The sequence below is a fragment of the Moraxella caprae DSM 19149 genome, assembly GCF_000426885.1.
GTDB lineage: Bacteria > Pseudomonadota > Gammaproteobacteria > Pseudomonadales > Moraxellaceae > Moraxella > Moraxella caprae.
Genome location: NZ_AUGF01000046.1, coordinates 1 through 16,461 on the forward strand (window position 1 = coordinate 1; position 16,461 = coordinate 16,461).

Sequence of the window (16,461 nt, forward strand, 5' to 3'; positions counted from 1 at the left end):
ATACCTAATATGCGACCAATTGAACGAAAGCCCAAACCTTCTAGATACATATTGATTGCCATTTGCTTGGTTTCTTCGCTTTTATGATGCGTTGGTTTATGTACTGAAAAGTAATGATTGCAACCTTTGCACTTATAGCGTTGTCTGCCATTGTTAAAACCTGCTTTGACAAAGTGTTTGTGCTTACATTTAGGACAACTATCAAATGTTTCGTTCATTGGTTTTTACTCTATGGTAAAGTATTGAGCTATTTTAACTTATGTATTTGTTTTTAACAATACCTAATTTTTTAAAGTTTGCCATATTGTTACTTTGACATCCAAATAAAAAACCTATTTACCAAAAATGGGTAAATAGGTTGGAGAAACAAAAACAATGGATGATAAAATTATCAATCAACGTGGGTTTACAACCACGTTTTGGTCGGTGTTGATGATAATCTCAGAAGGTCTGTCCACAACGATACGCACTTCATTAGGGTTTATTTGGTGGGCGTTGCGGTAGTTGTCATAAGCTTCGGTACAGCCCACACAACGAGAGAGTGCCGACCAAGGTTTGACAACCAAAGTCTTGTAAGAACTCTCCACGCTGCCTGATGCCATAGAAAATGGCAAGCCTACCGCGTGAAGTGCCGTGCCTGCAACCGCACCAACCAACTGCAACGGCTTGGCAACGGTAATGTCAAGTACCGCAGAACCATAGGTAGGACCAAAATCTTCTTCATCAATCTCAATGGCAGCGTGAGCGGTGTTGCTAATAAGGGCGGTGGCAGTCAGTGCCAATAGTGTGTGTTTGATTTTCATGAGAGTATCCTAATGGGGGCGATTTGCCCAAGATAGATTTATGCTAATATTAAAACAAGTTCCGCCCATATTATCAAGCTTATTTTGCCAAAAAGTGGGTGGACGGTAAAATTTTCCGACAAGGGGTAAACAAATCAGTAACATTTGGCGACGTCTGATGATTGCCAACAGTTGATAAATCAAACAGTGGGATTAAGTTAGGTTAAGTGGCTGACAGCTCGGGCAGTACACACTGGCTCGCCCACCGATTTTAATGTTTTCCAAAATCTCATGACACACCGTACACGGCTCACCTGCCCGCCCATAAGCCAGTAGAATTTGCTGAAAATAGCCCGTTTTGCCTGCCCCCACGGTAAAGTCCCGAAGACTTGACCCGCCTTGTTTGATGGAGCGAGCGAGTATCGCCTTGATGTTATTGACCAGTACGGCCATCTTGTCTTTATCTATCTGATGGGCAGGCGTGGCAGGGTGTATGCCTGACATGAACAGACTCTCTACCGCATAGATGTTGCCCACACCGACCACGATGGACTGCTCCATGATGACGGATTTGATGGGGCGAGCGATGGGTCGTTTGGGGTTTTTGTGAATCATCCCATACAGATAGTCGGTATCAAAGGCATCATCCAAAGGCTCTACCCCAAGTTTGTCAAGATAACGCTCGGCATCATCTGCCCACATCACCATGCCAAAACGTCTGGGGTCATGATAATGCAAACGCACCGATGAATCATCAAAGCCAAAGATGACGTGGTCATGCTTGCGTGGGGCAAGGGCGTCATGCTGTTGCAGACTGCCTGACATGCCTAAATGAATGAGCAGGCGCAGGGGCGAGCCGTTTTTATTAAAATCAAGCAGTAGGTATTTGGCGCGGCGAACCACACGCACAAGTTTTGCCCCGACAAGCTCGTCTAGGTCGTCTGGTATTACTTCACGCAGGCGATAACCTGACGTGTAAATGTCGCTGACACGCTGACCGATGAGTGGGGCAAGGCTGGATTTGGTGGTTTCAACTTCGGGTAATTCGGGCATGACTGTATTTCTGATAAATCTGGCAAGAGTGATAAATGGCTATTTGCTTTTGTGGCTAGGTTTGTTATTATAGCTAATTTTGAGAAAGAATGCCATTGACTGGGTTTGTGATTTTTTGTGTTTGTATTTATCAAACGGTAAAGATATTTTAAAAGGAAAAATATGACAAAGTATCCAACCCTAAAAATCATCATCACTTATGCCTTATTTGCAGGCTTATTAAGCGGTCTTCTAACCTTGCCATTTGTTAGCCTTTTTATGACAAGTCGTAATGATTGGGGTTGTTTGGCTATTTATTTTTATTGGTGGTTTTTGGTGAGTTTAGTACCTGCCTTGTTAAGCGGTATTGTGATTAGCTATTTTAAAATCATCATCAAAAGACCATTTGACTATTTGAAGCCTTTTGGTGTTGCATTTTTGGTATTTTTTATTTTGGGGTTGGTTTTTTTATTGGCGTTTTGTCGCTCATAGAACTTGATTCAAGGTTGTTGAAATTTGAAAGTGCTGTCTATTTTATCATACTAATATTTTGTATTGCATTGATAAGCGGAGTGCCATCAGCCATTTTAGCCAAATTTATTTTACCAAAATATTAACAGGATAATTTTATGAATGAAAAATTAGAAAACAATTACCCCGCCAAAAAAGTCATCAAAAATTATATGATATTTGGGACTTTATCTTTTAATTTTCCTATTTTTATTTTTTCCTTATGGCTTATCATTTTTGACGGCAATCCTCTTGCCAACCTTCTTATAATGATTAGTCTGATTTGTAGTGTTATTAGTTCAATCATTGTTTTTGCAATAACTGCTTATTTTATTAGTGATTTAAAAATAACAATTACCAAACCTGCCGATTATTATAAACCATTTTTAGTAGCATTTGTGGTTTCATTAGTTATATTTTTCTTAATGAGTTTTATGGTACTTGGAATGCTGAGTGTTTTATACTTGGTATTGTCTGTACTTGTGGGAGTCATTTCGGTTATTCTCGCCAAATTTCTCCTACCCAAATCCTAAAATGAAACACCTTGCCCAAACCCAAAAATAATGCGATAATAGCAAGTTAAATCCCTTGTTTTTATTTTGTAATTTTTCTTTTTAAATCAAAAGGATAGCTATGGCTCAATACATCTACACGATGAACAAAGTCTCCAAAATCATACCGCCCAAGCGTGAGATTTTAAAAGACATTTCACTCTCCTTTTTCCCTGGTGCCAAAATTGGCGTATTGGGGCTAAACGGTGCGGGTAAATCCACCTTGCTACGCATTATGGCAGGCGTGGACACCGAATACAATGGCGAAGCACGCCCCGCTACTGGCATCAAAATCGGCTATCTGCCCCAAGAACCCCAGCTTGACCCTGCCAAAGATGTGCGTGGCAATGTGGAGGACGGCGTGCGTGAGGCATTGGACGCCCTTGACCGCTTAAACGAGATTTATGCCGAATATGCCGAGCCTGATGCTGATTTTGATAAATTGGCGACAGAGCAAGGTAAAATGGAGGATATCATACAGGCGTGGGACGCTCACAACCTAAACACTCAGCTTGAAAAAGCAGCGGACGCCCTACGCCTGCCACCGTGGGACGCTGACGTGTCTAAGCTGTCTGGCGGTGAAAAACGCCGTGTGGCATTGTGCCGACTGCTTTTGTCTAAGCCTGATATGCTCCTCCTTGACGAACCGACCAACCATTTGGATGCAGAAAGCGTGGCGTGGCTTGAAAGATTTTTGAAAGATTATTCAGGCACGATTGTGGCGATTACCCACGACCGCTACTTTTTGGATAATGTGGCAGAGTGGATTTTGGAGCTGGACCGTGGCTATGGCTATCCGTATGAGGGCAATTATACCGAATGGCTAGAACAAAAAAATAAACGCCTAGAACAAGAGCAAAAGCAAGAAGAAGCCTTTGCCAAAGCCTTAAAGCAAGAACTAGAATGGGTGCGTAAAAACCAAAAAGGTCAGCAAGCCAAATCCAAATCTCGCCTAGAACGCTTTGAAGAAATGAACTCTCGTGAGTTCCAACAACGCAACGAAACGGCGGAGATTTACATTCCACCAGGACCAAGACTTGGCAATAAAGTCATTGAAGTTAAAGGCATTTCTAAGTCCTTTGACGGTCGCCTGCTGTATGAAAACCTATCCTTTACCGTACCGCCAATGGCAATTGTGGGGATTGTTGGTCCAAATGGGGCAGGTAAAACCACGCTGTTTAATATGATTACAGGCAAAGACACACCTGACACAGGTACAGTAGAAGTGGGTGAGAGCGTCAAAGTCGCCTATGTGGGGCAGGTGCGTGATAATCTGGACGACAAAAAAACCGTGTGGGAAGAAGTCTCGGACGGGCTTGATATGATTACGGTGGGCGAGTATACCACGCCAAGCCGTGCGTATATCGGACGCTTTAACTTTAAAGGGCAAGACCAACAAAAACTCGTCGGCAACTTATCAGGCGGTGAGCGAAATCGTCTGCAATTGGCTAAAACCCTAAAACAAGGCGCCAATGTCATCTTGCTTGACGAACCGTCCAACGACCTTGATGTGGAAACCTTGCGAGCGTTGGAAGATGCGGTGCAAGTTTTCCCAGGGACGGTGATGGTGGTGAGCCACGACAGATGGTTCTTAGACCGTATTTGTACGCATATTTTGTCATTTGAGAATGAACAGCCTGAATTTTTTGACGGCAATTATTCAGAATATGAAAAATGGCGTAAAGACAGACTCGGTGCAGACGCCACACCGAAGAGAATGAAATATAAGAAGATTGGGGGTTAATTGGAGATGAAGATGGATTCTTTTTTTGAATATTCGGATTTAACCGATGTTATTGAGCAGAGCAATTACGACCCGTTTTATACCCCAATGGGAACGGCAACCCCTGCGATTTTGGGGGTAATTGCTGATTTTTTTGAAAAGAATCCATCTGACTCAAAAATTGCTTATCATCAGCAACTCTTAAAATGTCAGTTAGATTTTAGTTTATCGAGTCTTAAACGGCTCGATAAATTTATGATTGCTTTTAAAAATCATCAAGCAAAATTAAATACCCAAAACACCCCACTTGATGATGACTTGGAAGTGAGCAATTTATTTATGTTGCTAAGTGGTTATATTGGCGAAGTATTTGCACGAGCAAGGGGGCAAGTAGGCATTTGGTTTCATTCGTCAGAAATTAAAAATCCTGATTTACTTGGCGAAATTGCCAAGCAAAATTTTCACAAACATTTTGTTAATTCTGGCTTGGTTTATTTTGAAAATTTGGCAAGCGGTGAGCCAGACAGTGCTTTTATGGTACTATTTGGCTATGATAAAAAATTGCCAAATAAACAAAATGTAGGTGTTTTTCTTGCCAGTTTTCCTGTTTATAAAGTATTAGCAGGTGAACAATACATCAGTTTTTATGATTACGTGGTTGATTTTTTAAACAAAATTGGTGAGATCATACCAGCTGATACCCAAATTTTATCAGCCAATAACTTATTGGTTGAAGTTAATTTATCCGCACAACTAGCCAATCTAAAACCCATTGAACGCTATTATTTACAAATCAAAAAACCAACTTGGATGGATAAAAATAATCTTTTATACCAACAATTGACCAATTTGGCAAATTTGTATAAATCTGGAAAGGTCGTTTGGGGAGCGATTATTCAAGCCAATAAAGAAATGTATTCTAATGATGGCTTATATGAAGGTAAAAAATCTCAAAAGATTGAAGGCTACCCTGCCGAAATCATCTATGACCCAACTGGACGGACGCACATTACCGAATTAATTGGCTTGGTACACAAGTTGTACGAGCTCAAACATACCAAGCCTACCGATTCAACTTTGGCAAAATTGGCTGACCGTATCACAAGCGAAACTGAATATTCACAAGGTATGGATTACCCCAAAGTTTTTACTTCTTTGGCACTAAAAATCTCAACGGTTTTTGTTTGGCGACTGCATTTGCCCAATGGATTGATTTCTACGAATTTCTTTCCTATTTTGATAGATGAACATCATCAGGGCGTTGTTACTGTATTACCTTCAAGATTTTGGCGTGAAGATTTTGTTAAATTATGGTTGGATTCTCAATATGATATCACAAGAATTACTTGGCGTTTAGATAGGTGTATTCATAATCGAGAAAGTCAAAATGTACCTGCGTGGTTAACCACCGATGTTTGTACTTTGTCAATGCTAACCAACCCTGCATTAATGCCAAACTTGACCGACTTATTTGCAAATCACGAACACATATCATCGGATATTGCGTTTGTTGAAGAGCAGCCTATTGCAATAACTTTACCACAACAAGATGATGGCTTTATTGCAATCAAGCAAGATGGCAGTGTCAAAGCTGGCATTGTTAACAAAAAAGAAAGCCATACAAAATTTGATAAGAACGCATCGTTTGAGTACGATGAAGAAGATAACTCAAATGGTTTTATGGCATTAATTGGGCAATATCCAATTTTATTAGTAGTCATTGCAATGGCAATTATTTGGGTGTTTGATAAACTTATGGGATAATAGGATATGGAATTTGGGTAATACCAAAGTATTTTGCCCTGTATCAGTAGATTTTTTTGATGATAAGGGTAATAACAAAGAAAAATCCGCCAAATGTCTTGTGATTGACGGCAAATATTTACAACCTGTTAGTGAGCATTATTTGGCTAAATGATGTTGTGTGAAAAATCCATAAAAACACATAAATTTAAAGTTTGGTGGCGGTTTTTTGTCTTTTTCAGGCTATTTTTACCAACAACAAAGACCGTCAAACCACGATAATCCCAAATCCATTTTACCAAAACCCAATTTTCCGATATAATACCCCAAAACCAACGACAAGAGACATTATGGCACTATTACCCATTTTACATTATCCTGACCCACGTTTGCGTACTGTGGCAAGCGAGGTTGGCGAGATTACTGATGAGATTAAGACCTTAATCAGCGACATGTTTGAGACCATGTATGATGCCAAGGGCATTGGGCTGGCAGCGACACAGGTGGACAGGCATGTGCAAGTGGTAACCATGGATCTCGCCAAAGAAGGCGAAGAACCACAGCCCAAGGTGTACATCAACCCCAAAGTTACGCCACTGACCGATGAGCTTGTCCCTTATAAAGAGGGCTGTTTGTCCATTCCTGAGGTGTATGATGATGTCAGTCGCCCTGCTCGTGTGCAGATTGATGCCTTAGATGCTGACGGCAAGCCATTTAGCGTTGAGGCGGATGGGCTGTTGGCAGTATGCATTCAGCATGAGCTTGACCACCTAAAAGGCATTGTGTTTGTGGATTATTTATCCCGCCTAAAACAAGACCGTGCCAGAGAAAAGGTGCGTAAAGTGGTCGCCAAAAAAGGCTGATGTGCAAGCGTCTATACAGATAGTCTAAGATGGATATCCAGTAAAAAACCAAACAACAAAGCGTTGTTTGGTTTTTGTGTTATCAGTTCTCTGCCCCATCAGGGACAAAGACATAACCCACACCCCACACCGTTTGGATATAGCGAGCCTGAGATGGATTGTCTTCGATGAGTCGTCTTAGGCGTGAGACCTGCACGTCAATCGAACGCTCCATCGCTCCCCATTCACGCCCACGAGCCAGATTCATGAGTTTGTCACGGGTCAGTGGCTCTCTGGGGTGCTGAACGAGTGCTTTTAGAACACTAAACTCGCCCGTGGTTAGGGTGACGATATTGCCGTCTTTTTTTAGGGTGCGAGTGGACAAATCAAGCGTCCACGAACCGAACTCCACCACTTCCATCTGCTGAGATGGGGCCCCGGGCAGTTCTCGGTTATGACGGCGAAGCACCGCTTTGATACGAGCCAGTAGCTCTTTGGGATTAAAGGGCTTGGGCAGGTAGTCGTCCGCCCCTGCTTCAAGCCCTGCGATGCGGTCGGTGTCCGAGCCTTTGGCGGTCAGCATGATGATGGGAGTGTCGGCATTATCGGCACGCAGGCGTTTGCAAATGGCGATGCCGTCTTCGTCAGGCAACATCAAGTCAAGCACGATGAGCGAGAACATCTCACGTTGCATGAGTTTATCCATCTGCTTGCCATCATGGCACGCACGCACGGTAAAGCCATCATCTTCTAAAAATCGCTGTAACAAGGCACGCAGTCTGGCGTCATCATCAACGACTAAGATACGATGACTGGCGTTTGGGTTTGGATTGGCGTTGTCTTCGGTCATGTGTCACCCCCTGATAATTATAGGCTATTAGTTTACAACATTACACAAAAAATTGTAACTGTTTTTGTTATTATAAATAATATTTTAAGGTTAAATCATATCGAATGATTAAAAATCTAAAAACTGACGAATTATCATACCATGATGAGTGCCAAAAGTCGGTAATATTTTGGTAAATGGGTTTGGTAAAATGATTCTGATTTGTCAATGCACCTTGTGTGGCATGCCATGTACAGCGATAAGCGTATAAACAGGCTTTTATCCCAATAAAATTTGTGTTAGCATAAGAGCAGTGCCTTTAACTTTCAACCTTTAATATCAACCATTAAGGATACCCCATGACTGACATTACCCACAACCCTGCCACACAGCGGTTTGAAGCAACCATTGATGAGCATACTGGCTTTTTAAGCTATGAAGTCATCGATGATGACACCCTAAACTATAACCACACCATCGTCCCCAAAGAGCTGGGCGGACGCGGACTGGGTACGGCATTGGTCAAGCATGCCTTGGACTATGCCCGTGATAACGGCAAAAAGGTCGTGCCAAGCTGTTCTTTTGTGGCAAGCTACATCGACAGGCGAGACGAATATCAGTCACTGTTGGCGTGAGTATGTTGCGATAATCGTTTACAAAAATGTTGGTAAATTTGCCAAAAATCTTGCCGAAATTTTGAAGATTTTGGTAAAATGGCTTTGTGTATTTTTATATTTTACCTAACCAAAGGAACATCATGAGTAGTCTTACCGCAGACCAAGTTGCCTTACAATTAGAAAGATTGCAAGGCTGGGCATTAGATGGCAATAGCCTTGTCAAAACCTATGAATTTGCCAGTTTTGCTGACGTCATCGCCTTTACCACCCGTGTGGCGTTCTATTGTGAAGAGCTAGAACATTACCCCACGTGGGAGAACACCTATACTTTGCTCAAAGTACGCATTGGCGAGCCTGACCAATATGAAGTGCATGGGCGAGACATTCAGCTTGCCAAACGCATGGAAATGGCAAGGGGCGTGGTCTTTGATAAAAAAGATTAAAGCGAAATTAATTTGGAAAATGGGTGTCATTACCCATTTTTTGTGTTTTTAGATTTTAGAAATTGTTTTAAAACTCTGCCAACTCCCCATTATACATAAATTCCCCAATCAAAATAGGTCTTTTTACAAAGACTTACAAACCTTGCCATCAATCTCACACGGCTGATTTTGTGACTACATTTCAACCATAAAACCCCCTATTTTTTAACAGACAAACGCCCCAAAACTCGCTACAATCATCATCAGATTTTAAATTTAGATTTTATAATCGGACGGTTAAATTCAATCAATCATTTGATTGATGATTAGCCATTTAGTAATCAAGTTAAGGAGTTTGTTATGAAAGCAACATTGAAAAACCTAAAATCTGCCCGTGGCAATCCTGCCGTGAGTATCTTTGTCAAAACTCACCGCACTCACCCAGAAAATGAGCAAGACCATATTGCTCTAAAAAATCAGCTAAAAGTCGCCGAAGAGCGTATCGCAAACGAGCATGACAAACGCATAAGCGATGCCATCATGGAGCTTATCCATGCCAAAACAGACGAGCTTGACCATAATTATAACCTAGATACGCTTGCTATTTTTGCCAACGAAAATGAAGCCCAAATTTTGCGTTTGCCATTTGATGCCAAAGAGCGTGTGATTTTGGGCGAAAAATTTGCCACCAGAGACTTGGTGCGTGATATGTCTGAGGCGGTGCATTATTATGTACTTGTGATTACAAGCGAATATGCTCGCCTGATTGAGGCGACCAACGACCGTGTGGTCAAGGAAATTGGTGGCGAAAGCGAACGTCAATCGCAAATGAGCAAGCTGACTTTCCCAATCAAAAACACAAGTCTGCCTACAGGTTCAAAAGCCGACCGCACAGGCTCATCGGATGACGACAGCTATCTAAAAGAGTTTATGAACCGTGTGGACAAGAGCATGCAGGAGTTTCGTAACATTGACCCGTTGCCTGTGATTTTGGTGGGCGATAGTCGTACTTTGGGCTTTTATGAGCAGGTAGTGGACAATGACAGCTTTGTCATTGGCAAGGTTGACCATCTACCCAACCTAAAAGACGGACGTGCCGAAGAGATTGTGGCAGGCGTACAAGAATTGGTTGAGAACAAGCGTCTGACCCGCTACGAAACTGCTCAAGGCGAGCTTGAAAAAGCCCGTAACGAGAAGATGGTACGCACCGATTTACAACAAATCTACCGCTCAGCAGTTGAAGGCAATGCCGTCAAACTTCTCGTACGTCAAGGACACATCGTGCCTGCGACCATTGATGAGGCTGCTTTGACCTTGCTTGTGGCGGACGATGCGACAGCGGACGGCGTAACCGATGATGCGGTCAGCGAGATTATCGAGATAGTCAGCCACAATGGCGGTGAAGTGGTGTTTGTCCCTAAAGACAAAATGGACGAAAAAGAGCCGATTGCCCTTATCACTCGCTACTAACTAGCATGCAACAAAGCACAAAAACCTGCCTACGGGCGGGTTTTTGTTTTGGGCAAAATTTATTTGGCGTTATTTAGGGTAAATAAAACTCGCCTTGTCCGACTTGCCTTACCTGTCCACCCATCTGTATGCCGTTATCAAGTCCCAAAAACAGACGGTTTGGGCGGTGCAAATGGTCGCCTTGATGAATGGTAAATTGCCTATGATTTATGCCATTGTCAAGCAGATACGCCCCCAGATTCACGCACGCTGAGCCTGTGCCACTGTCTTCTAAGATAATCCCATTTTGTTCAAAGAATAAGCGAACATGAATGGTGTCATCACTCATATACCACAGATACAGCATATGTTCAAGCGTTAAGCCTTGGTTGATGGCAAGGTTTTTGTTGTTATCAAAGATATTTTTTAGACTTGCCAAATCTACCTTGGCATGCCTCAATGCTTGCATGTCTTTGACTTGCAGAAGGGGCTGGCACACTCCTGCATTGACAAAATACGCCTTATCTGCCAACATCTCTTGGGGTAGGGCGGTCAAGTTGCTAAGGGTGTGGCGGTCTGTCTGGGCAGGGCAAAGGGCGTAACTGTTGGTGGTTAGCGTGGTGCGAGCTGATGTGTGGTGTAGGCGGACGGCATAAGATGGCGTGCTGATGTCCAGTGCCGACAAACCGTGCGTTCTCGCCAAATACCACCCTGCCCCAATGGTTGGGTGTCCTGCAAAGGGCATCTCTATGGTTGGGGTAAAAATGCGAATGTGTGCGGTGTGGGCTTGTTTGTCAAAATGCGTGATAAACACCGTCTCATTGAGATTGAATTGGTAGGCGATGGCTTGCATGGTGGTATCATCAAAATTGGCGTGGGGAAAGATTGCCAACGGATTGCCCCCAAAGGGCGTGCCATCTGTAAAGACATTGGCAAGGATAAATGGATGGGTGGTCATGGGTATGCCTATAAAATATCCAATGTGAGATTATCCTGTTAATTTTACAATAATCTTAAAAATTTTTGTGGCAATTTGTTACAATAAGCATGACTTTTCTCATCCAATGTTGCCATGCCAAACAAAAAAACTTCAAAAAAATCGCCCTTAAAATGGCTCGCTCTGGTTGTCGTACTAGCCCTGATTGCCCTGTGGGGTGTCATCGTCTATGTAACCGCCTTTGCCAAGACCGACCGCCCTGCCCAGACCTTGACGGTGGATAAGGGTGACACTTATCATAGCCTGCTTGTCAAGGACAAATGGCAGACCAGTCCGTTTGCGTCCAGCACCGCCACACGGCTGTATCTTAAATTCCACGCCAAAGGCAACCTAGAAACAGGAATATACCAAATCCCACAAGGGGCGAGCCTTGCCGATGTTGTCAAGATTTTGGGGCAGGGGGGGCAAGTTGCCATGATAAAGGTGCAAATCATCGAAGGCAGGACGGTCAAAGACCTATACCACACCCTAAAAACGACCGATGGGGTCAAGCTTGAACTACTCACACCGCTTCTGTCGGATGCTGATGGGTATTCATGGGCGGACGTGGCACGAGACAATGCCAAAGTTGCCAAAGCTCTAAATGTCAGCACGCCCAACGGCAACCCAGAAGGACAATTTGCCCCCAATACCTACTTTTTTAACCAAGGCACGAGTGATACCGTCATTTTAAAAAAACTGCACACCGACCAAATGGCGATATTGGATAAGGCATGGACACAGCGTGATAAAGATTTGCCCTACAAGACACCTTATGACGCCCTGATTATGGCAAGTATCATCGAAAAAGAAACGGGTATCACGTCCGAGCGTAAAGACGTATCAGCCGTATTTGTCAATCGCCTACGTCAAGGCATGAGACTACAAACCGACCCAACCATTATCTACGGACTGTTTGACCGTTATGATGGCAAGATTTACCGCTCCAACATTGACGAGCGAACCGACTACAACACCTATCAGATTGACGGCTTACCGCCCACGCCCATTGCTCTGCCGTCTGCCGAAGCCATAGAAGCGACAATGCACCCGTCCGATGTGCCGTATATCTATTTTGTGGCGACAGGTAAGGGCGGTCATAAATTTAGCGTAACGCTTGATGAACATAATAAAGCGGTGGCACAATATCGTAAAGTGATGGCGGAGAAATAACAATGAACCAACTACCCAGATTCATCACCTTTGAAGGCACCGAAGGCGTGGGCAAAACCACAGCCGTTGATAGCTTTTGTGCCAAACTTGACAGTCTTGGCATCGCCCACATTCGCACTCGTGAACCAGGGGGTAGTCCGCTTGCCGAAGACTTGCGTAAGATTTTGTTGGACAACAAAACCCACATCAATGACGACACCGAGCTTTTGCTTATGTTTACCGCACGAGCCGACCATTTGCACCGCACCATTTTGCCAGCACTCTCGGACGGCAAATGGGTGATTTGCGACCGTTTTTTTGACAGCACCGTGGCGTATCAAGGCTTTGGGCGGTTTGGGGGCGATGAGCGTGAACTTGCCAAGATTGCAAGGCTTATCGCTGATTTTATCCCAAGACAGCCCGATTTGACCTTTTGGCTTGATTTAGACCCTGCCATTGGCTTGGAGCGGGCAGGTAAGCGAAGTCAAGCCGACCGCTTTGAGAGTGCAGGGCAAGGATTTTTTGACAAAACTTATCAAGGCTTTTTGTATCAATATCAAAAACACCCCGAGCGTATCAAGCGTATCAATGCCGACCAACGTCCTGATGACGTGACAGGGGAGATTATGCAAGTTTTACAAGAATATTTGGCGGATTGATTTTTAGCGGATTTTAAAATACATCTAGCAAACTCAATATTTACCAAGGGTTTGTAGGGACTGGCTCCACACGTCCTTTAATGTTGTCATTTTTATGGGTATGCACAGCACGCCCCTACCTAAAATCTATCCATGCAAGCAAGACTTCATAACCTTTAAAAACACATTTTGCCTTGACGAATGGCGTGCTTTTTAGGATAATTTGACTATTTAAATAGGAATTATTATGAACATCAAACCTGCCGTCCTTGCCCTAAGCCTTGCCCTTGCCCCTATCGCTCTGCCTGTTGCCATGCCTGCTTATGGGGCGGTGGCGATGGATTTTTCGCCCCTAGTGGAACAGGTGTCTAGTGGCGTGGTGCGTGTGAGTATTACCAAAAAGGTCAGCGAAGAAGAGCTGGCATTGGCTCAGCAGGTACAAGCCTTACAGCAGTTCTTTGGGGGGCGGGTCGCCGTGCCAAACCTGCCAACGGTAGAATACGGTTACGGCACGGGCTTTTTTATTACCCAAGATGGCTATATTCTTACCAATCATCACGTCGTCGAAGGGGCGGATAAAATCACCGTAACCCTACACGACCGCACCGAGCTAGATGCACGTCTTATCGGCTCAGATGAGTCGTCCGATGTGGCGGTGTTAAAGGTGGTGGGGCAAAACTTCCCTGCCCTAAGTGTTGCCAAAGGCGATACCCTAAAAGTGGGCGAGCCTGTGCTTGCCATTGGCTCGCCCTTTGGTTTTGACTACTCAGCGTCATCGGGTATTGTCTCTGCCAAGAGTCGTAACATGAGCCGTGAAGCGGTCGTGCCGTTCATTCAGACGGACGTGGCACTAAACCAAGGCAACTCGGGCGGGCCTTTATTTAACCAAAAAGGCGAAGTGGTCGGCATTAACTCGCTGATTTTTAGTCGCACTGGCGGACACATGGGGCTGTCTTTTTCTATTCCCATTGACACCGCCATGGACATCTATGAGCAGATTCGCACGACAGGGCGTGTCTCTCGAGTCTATCTGGGCGTGGTGTTGCAGGACATTGACCGCAATCTGGCGGAAGCTTATCGCCTTGACAGACCGCAAGGGGCCCTGATTACTCGCACCAGTCCTGACTCCCCTGCTGATAAGGTGGGGCTAAAAGCAGGCGATGTGGTGCTTGATTTTAATGGGCAAGGCATCGGGCGAGCGTCTGATTTGTTGAATCTCATCAACCGTGCCAAGGTGGGTGATAAATTTGAGCTGACCTACCTACGAGCAGGTAAACAGCACCGTGCCAGTGGGCAGTTTGCCGAGACGAGCGATGTCTCTACCAGTCAAAACGCCAGTGATGGTGTCAGATTGGGCTTACGTTTAAAAGAGCTGTCAGGGCGTGAAGCTCGCATGATTCAGGAGTTTGGCGTGGCAGGTGGCGTGGTCATCAGCTCGGTGGATGTCACAGGACTGGCAGGGCAGGCGGGACTCATGGCAGGGGACATCATTGTCAATCTCAATCATCTACCGACAGCAGGCATTGGCGAGTTTGAAAAGGCGTTAAAGAGCCTGCCAAAAAAAGGCGTGGTCACCATCGGCATCATTCGTGATGGCAACCCTGCGATTTTGGGGCTTAGGGTTGAATAGGGCTAAATAAGGGTGTGCTTGTCGCACCCTTTTTGGTGGTTAAGATTTGCAGTATTTGGTGCGAAGTTTTTGATAAAGCTCATAAGGTGGAGACTCGCCAGCCAAAGGTTCAAAATCGCCCATTTGCCACGCTTTAAAGTCTTTTGAATGGACGGTGGTTTTTTCAAGTTGGCTGTCATCGCCAAACTTGCCCCAACCATACAAATCTAGTTGCACACTAGCTTTTGGGTTGCCACAGTCAAATGTGATAAAGCCTTTATTGACGTATTTTTCCCACGTCTCAATGTATACGGTGCGTTTTTTGCCCTGTCTTTTTTCTAATTTGGCAAACCAACGGGTGCTATATGGCTCATCAAGCTCTTGGTTGTAAATAAACACAACTTTGGTGTTGGGTCTGTATTGACTGTCTTCGGTTTGGGCGTTGGCAATGCTGGGCAAAAGCAGGGCAAACGATGTGGCAAGTAGCAAGGTTTTTGTTTTCATAAATGTCCTTAACATGAAATGATTCAAAATGACAACATCCACAGGGTTGTGTTTTATTATAAACCGACAAAAATGATTAAATCAATCATTATCTATCAGTGTCATGCCCATTGTTTGTTATTTATTTTATCAATATACTTTTAAAAATAATTTTAAAAAATCAATAAAAAATAATTTATCCAAGATGGTTCAAAGGTCACGGTGAAAGTGCTAAACTAAGCCATTTGATACAAAATGACAAATCAGGTGTTTTATGGCAACTTATGATGAGATGAAGGCAAGACTACAAGGCTCGATGATGGTAGATATATCCATTCTATTTTTTATCAAAACTTAGCAAATGCTTTTTATAGAGATTGCTTTATCATACTTTTCCATATGACCAAAACCACGATATTCATTGTGGTATTTGTGCAAAACATCACCTGTAATACATAGTGTTTCACTGATGAAAAATTTATCATCTTTTAGTCTTTTTGTTTGGATTTTATCATTTAATAATTTTTTAGAGTCAATTAAATAATATTTTTCGTTTTGATAAATAAACTCTATTTCTTCAAAAGAAACTACCAGTTTTCCTGACATTTTTTGAGCATCATCAAGAGCATGGTTTTTCTGATTGTTGTAACTTTTCTTATTAAAATCTGTCGGCGACTGAGAGCAACCAACCATAGAAAATAAGAATATAAAAATAGTTAAAATTTTCAATATTTTCTCCATGTACAGCCAGCAAAATTGAATTTTGCTACGAAAACCGTCGTACTTTTTCATTTGTAGAGTGTATAAAGTCATCAATAGATACACCCAACCAACTTGATATTTACCACGGGTTTGTAGGGGTTGGCTCCGCACACCCTTTGATGATATTACTATACAAGGCGTGCTCAGCACGCCCCTACGTCCACACATCATTGTATTTGTAGTAATTTTAAAGTTTCTTGGGTGTAGCTTAATCAACATTCTTGATAAACGCATTTTATCAAGAATTACAAATTAAGTGAACATTTATTCGCTTAATTTGTAATTTTGATTATATCATAATAACTTTAAAAAAAACAATGCCATCCATTGCTAAAAGTAAC

General features: G+C 43.3%; 19 protein-coding genes. 12 read left to right on the plus strand and 7 right to left on the minus strand.

The window, feature by feature from the left end; translation table 11 throughout:
- The 3 genes from K941_RS17545 to mutM form a co-directional block, all read right to left on the minus strand.
- A partial coding sequence (locus tag K941_RS17545; protein WP_029103026.1) for an IS1/IS1595 family N-terminal zinc-binding domain-containing protein occupies window positions 1–218 on the minus strand: 218 nt, incomplete at its 3' end.
- A 177-nt stretch (window positions 219–395) separates the two neighbouring features.
- Window positions 396–803: a hypothetical protein gene (locus K941_RS0110435; RefSeq protein ID WP_029103573.1), complete on the minus strand. Its 408-nt coding sequence runs from the start codon at window positions 801–803 to the stop codon at window positions 396–398.
- Between the two features lie 192 nt (window positions 804–995).
- Window positions 996–1,835: a bifunctional DNA-formamidopyrimidine glycosylase/DNA-(apurinic or apyrimidinic site) lyase gene (gene mutM, locus K941_RS0110440; RefSeq protein ID WP_029103574.1), complete on the minus strand. Its 840-nt coding sequence runs from the start codon at window positions 1,833–1,835 to the stop codon at window positions 996–998.
- A 162-nt stretch (window positions 1,836–1,997) separates the two neighbouring features.
- Here mutM and K941_RS0110445 point away from each other — a divergent pair, with 162 nt between their 5' ends.
- The 6 genes from K941_RS0110445 (at window position 1,998) to def (ending at window position 7,204) form a co-directional block, all read left to right on the plus strand.
- The gene (locus tag K941_RS0110445; protein ID WP_029103575.1) at window positions 1,998–2,306 is read left to right on the plus strand and encodes a hypothetical protein; all 309 of its coding nucleotides are present in this window, start codon (window positions 1,998–2,000) and stop codon (window positions 2,304–2,306) included.
- A 137-nt stretch (window positions 2,307–2,443) separates the two neighbouring features.
- Window positions 2,444–2,857 carry a hypothetical protein gene (locus tag K941_RS0110450; protein WP_029103576.1) on the plus strand — a complete coding sequence of 138 codons (414 nt, stop codon included), beginning with the start codon at window positions 2,444–2,446 and terminating at the stop codon, window positions 2,855–2,857.
- Window positions 2,858–2,957: 100 nt separating this feature from the next.
- The gene (gene ettA, locus K941_RS0110455; RefSeq protein WP_029103577.1) at window positions 2,958–4,619 is read left to right on the plus strand and encodes an energy-dependent translational throttle protein EttA; all 1,662 of its coding nucleotides are present in this window, start codon (window positions 2,958–2,960) and stop codon (window positions 4,617–4,619) included.
- 12 nt (window positions 4,620–4,631) lie between these two features.
- Entirely contained in the window at window positions 4,632–6,362 is a 1,731-nt protein-coding gene (locus tag K941_RS0110460) for a hypothetical protein (RefSeq protein WP_029103578.1), read from the plus strand.
- A gap of 13 nt (window positions 6,363–6,375) precedes the next feature.
- Window positions 6,376–6,516 carry a hypothetical protein gene (locus K941_RS17205; protein ID WP_156892331.1) on the plus strand — a complete coding sequence of 47 codons (141 nt, stop codon included), beginning with the start codon at window positions 6,376–6,378 and terminating at the stop codon, window positions 6,514–6,516.
- Between the two features lie 175 nt (window positions 6,517–6,691).
- Complete coding sequence (gene def, locus K941_RS0110470) at window positions 6,692–7,204, plus strand: peptide deformylase (protein WP_029103579.1); 513 nt, start codon at window positions 6,692–6,694, stop codon at window positions 7,202–7,204.
- An 82-nt stretch (window positions 7,205–7,286) separates the two neighbouring features.
- Here def and ompR read toward each other — a convergent pair whose 3' ends face one another.
- A complete protein-coding gene (gene ompR / locus K941_RS0110475) occupies window positions 7,287–8,033 on the minus strand; it encodes an osmolarity response regulator transcription factor OmpR (protein WP_029103580.1) in 747 nt (248 codons plus the stop codon).
- Between the two features lie 338 nt (window positions 8,034–8,371).
- On the opposite strand from ompR, the gene K941_RS0110480 reads away from it, so the two are divergent.
- The 3 genes from K941_RS0110480 to K941_RS0110490 all read left to right on the plus strand — a co-directional run bounded on the left by K941_RS0110480 (window position 8,372) and on the right by K941_RS0110490 (window position 10,521).
- Window positions 8,372–8,647 (plus strand): GNAT family N-acetyltransferase, encoded by a 276-nt coding sequence (locus K941_RS0110480; protein WP_029103581.1) that lies wholly within the window; start codon window positions 8,372–8,374, stop codon window positions 8,645–8,647.
- A gap of 122 nt (window positions 8,648–8,769) precedes the next feature.
- On the plus strand, window positions 8,770–9,072 hold the full coding sequence (locus K941_RS0110485; protein WP_029103582.1) for a 4a-hydroxytetrahydrobiopterin dehydratase: 303 nt from the start codon (window positions 8,770–8,772) through the stop codon (window positions 9,070–9,072).
- 339 nt (window positions 9,073–9,411) lie between these two features.
- Window positions 9,412–10,521 carry an AOC03_06830 family ribosome hibernation factor gene (locus K941_RS0110490; protein WP_029103583.1) on the plus strand — a complete coding sequence of 370 codons (1,110 nt, stop codon included), beginning with the start codon at window positions 9,412–9,414 and terminating at the stop codon, window positions 10,519–10,521.
- A gap of 73 nt (window positions 10,522–10,594) precedes the next feature.
- On the opposite strand, the gene K941_RS0110495 is transcribed toward K941_RS0110490, so the two are convergent.
- Window positions 10,595–11,458 (minus strand): PhzF family phenazine biosynthesis protein, encoded by an 864-nt coding sequence (locus K941_RS0110495; RefSeq protein WP_029103584.1) that lies wholly within the window; start codon window positions 11,456–11,458, stop codon window positions 10,595–10,597.
- A 114-nt stretch (window positions 11,459–11,572) separates the two neighbouring features.
- Between K941_RS0110495 and mltG the strand changes: the two genes are divergently transcribed.
- The 3 genes from mltG (at window position 11,573) to K941_RS0110510 (ending at window position 14,896) form a co-directional block, all read left to right on the plus strand.
- Window positions 11,573–12,649 carry an endolytic transglycosylase MltG gene (gene mltG / locus K941_RS0110500; protein WP_051226019.1) on the plus strand — a complete coding sequence of 359 codons (1,077 nt, stop codon included), beginning with the start codon at window positions 11,573–11,575 and terminating at the stop codon, window positions 12,647–12,649.
- Window positions 12,650–12,651: 2 nt separating this feature from the next.
- Entirely contained in the window at window positions 12,652–13,287 is a 636-nt protein-coding gene (gene tmk, locus K941_RS15560; protein WP_036388164.1) for a dTMP kinase, read from the plus strand.
- 226 nt (window positions 13,288–13,513) lie between these two features.
- A complete protein-coding gene (locus tag K941_RS0110510) occupies window positions 13,514–14,896 on the plus strand; it encodes a Do family serine endopeptidase (protein WP_029103586.1) in 1,383 nt (460 codons plus the stop codon).
- 39 nt (window positions 14,897–14,935) lie between these two features.
- On the opposite strand, the gene K941_RS0110515 is transcribed toward K941_RS0110510, so the two are convergent.
- Window positions 14,936–15,379, minus strand: a complete 444-nt coding sequence (locus K941_RS0110515) for a hypothetical protein (protein WP_029103587.1) — start codon at window positions 15,377–15,379, stop codon at window positions 14,936–14,938.
- Window positions 15,380–15,712: 333 nt separating this feature from the next.
- Window positions 15,713–16,270 carry a hypothetical protein gene (locus K941_RS0110520; protein WP_147287538.1) on the minus strand — a complete coding sequence of 186 codons (558 nt, stop codon included), beginning with the start codon at window positions 16,268–16,270 and terminating at the stop codon, window positions 15,713–15,715.
- Between the last annotated feature and the right edge of the window lie 191 nt (window positions 16,271–16,461).

Coding starts and splice junctions, on each gene's coding strand:
- K941_RS0110435 (WP_029103573.1), bottom strand. CDS start 803: ATGAAAATCAAACACACACTATTGGCACTGACTGCCACCGCCCTTATT.
- mutM (WP_029103574.1), bottom strand. CDS start 1,835: ATGCCCGAATTACCCGAAGTTGAAACCACCAAATCCAGCCTTGCCCCA.
- K941_RS0110445 (WP_029103575.1), top strand. CDS start 1,998: ATGACAAAGTATCCAACCCTAAAAATCATCATCACTTATGCCTTATTT.
- K941_RS0110450 (WP_029103576.1), top strand. CDS start 2,444: ATGAATGAAAAATTAGAAAACAATTACCCCGCCAAAAAAGTCATCAAA.
- ettA (WP_029103577.1), top strand. CDS start 2,958: ATGGCTCAATACATCTACACGATGAACAAAGTCTCCAAAATCATACCG.
- K941_RS0110460 (WP_029103578.1), top strand. CDS start 4,632: ATGGATTCTTTTTTTGAATATTCGGATTTAACCGATGTTATTGAGCAG.
- def (WP_029103579.1), top strand. CDS start 6,692: ATGGCACTATTACCCATTTTACATTATCCTGACCCACGTTTGCGTACT.
- ompR (WP_029103580.1), bottom strand. CDS start 8,033: ATGACCGAAGACAACGCCAATCCAAACCCAAACGCCAGTCATCGTATC.
- K941_RS0110480 (WP_029103581.1), top strand. CDS start 8,372: ATGACTGACATTACCCACAACCCTGCCACACAGCGGTTTGAAGCAACC.
- K941_RS0110485 (WP_029103582.1), top strand. CDS start 8,770: ATGAGTAGTCTTACCGCAGACCAAGTTGCCTTACAATTAGAAAGATTG.
- K941_RS0110490 (WP_029103583.1), top strand. CDS start 9,412: ATGAAAGCAACATTGAAAAACCTAAAATCTGCCCGTGGCAATCCTGCC.
- K941_RS0110495 (WP_029103584.1), bottom strand. CDS start 11,458: ATGACCACCCATCCATTTATCCTTGCCAATGTCTTTACAGATGGCACG.
- mltG (WP_051226019.1), top strand. CDS start 11,573: ATGCCAAACAAAAAAACTTCAAAAAAATCGCCCTTAAAATGGCTCGCT.
- tmk (WP_036388164.1), top strand. CDS start 12,652: ATGAACCAACTACCCAGATTCATCACCTTTGAAGGCACCGAAGGCGTG.
- K941_RS0110510 (WP_029103586.1), top strand. CDS start 13,514: ATGAACATCAAACCTGCCGTCCTTGCCCTAAGCCTTGCCCTTGCCCCT.
- K941_RS0110515 (WP_029103587.1), bottom strand. CDS start 15,379: ATGAAAACAAAAACCTTGCTACTTGCCACATCGTTTGCCCTGCTTTTG.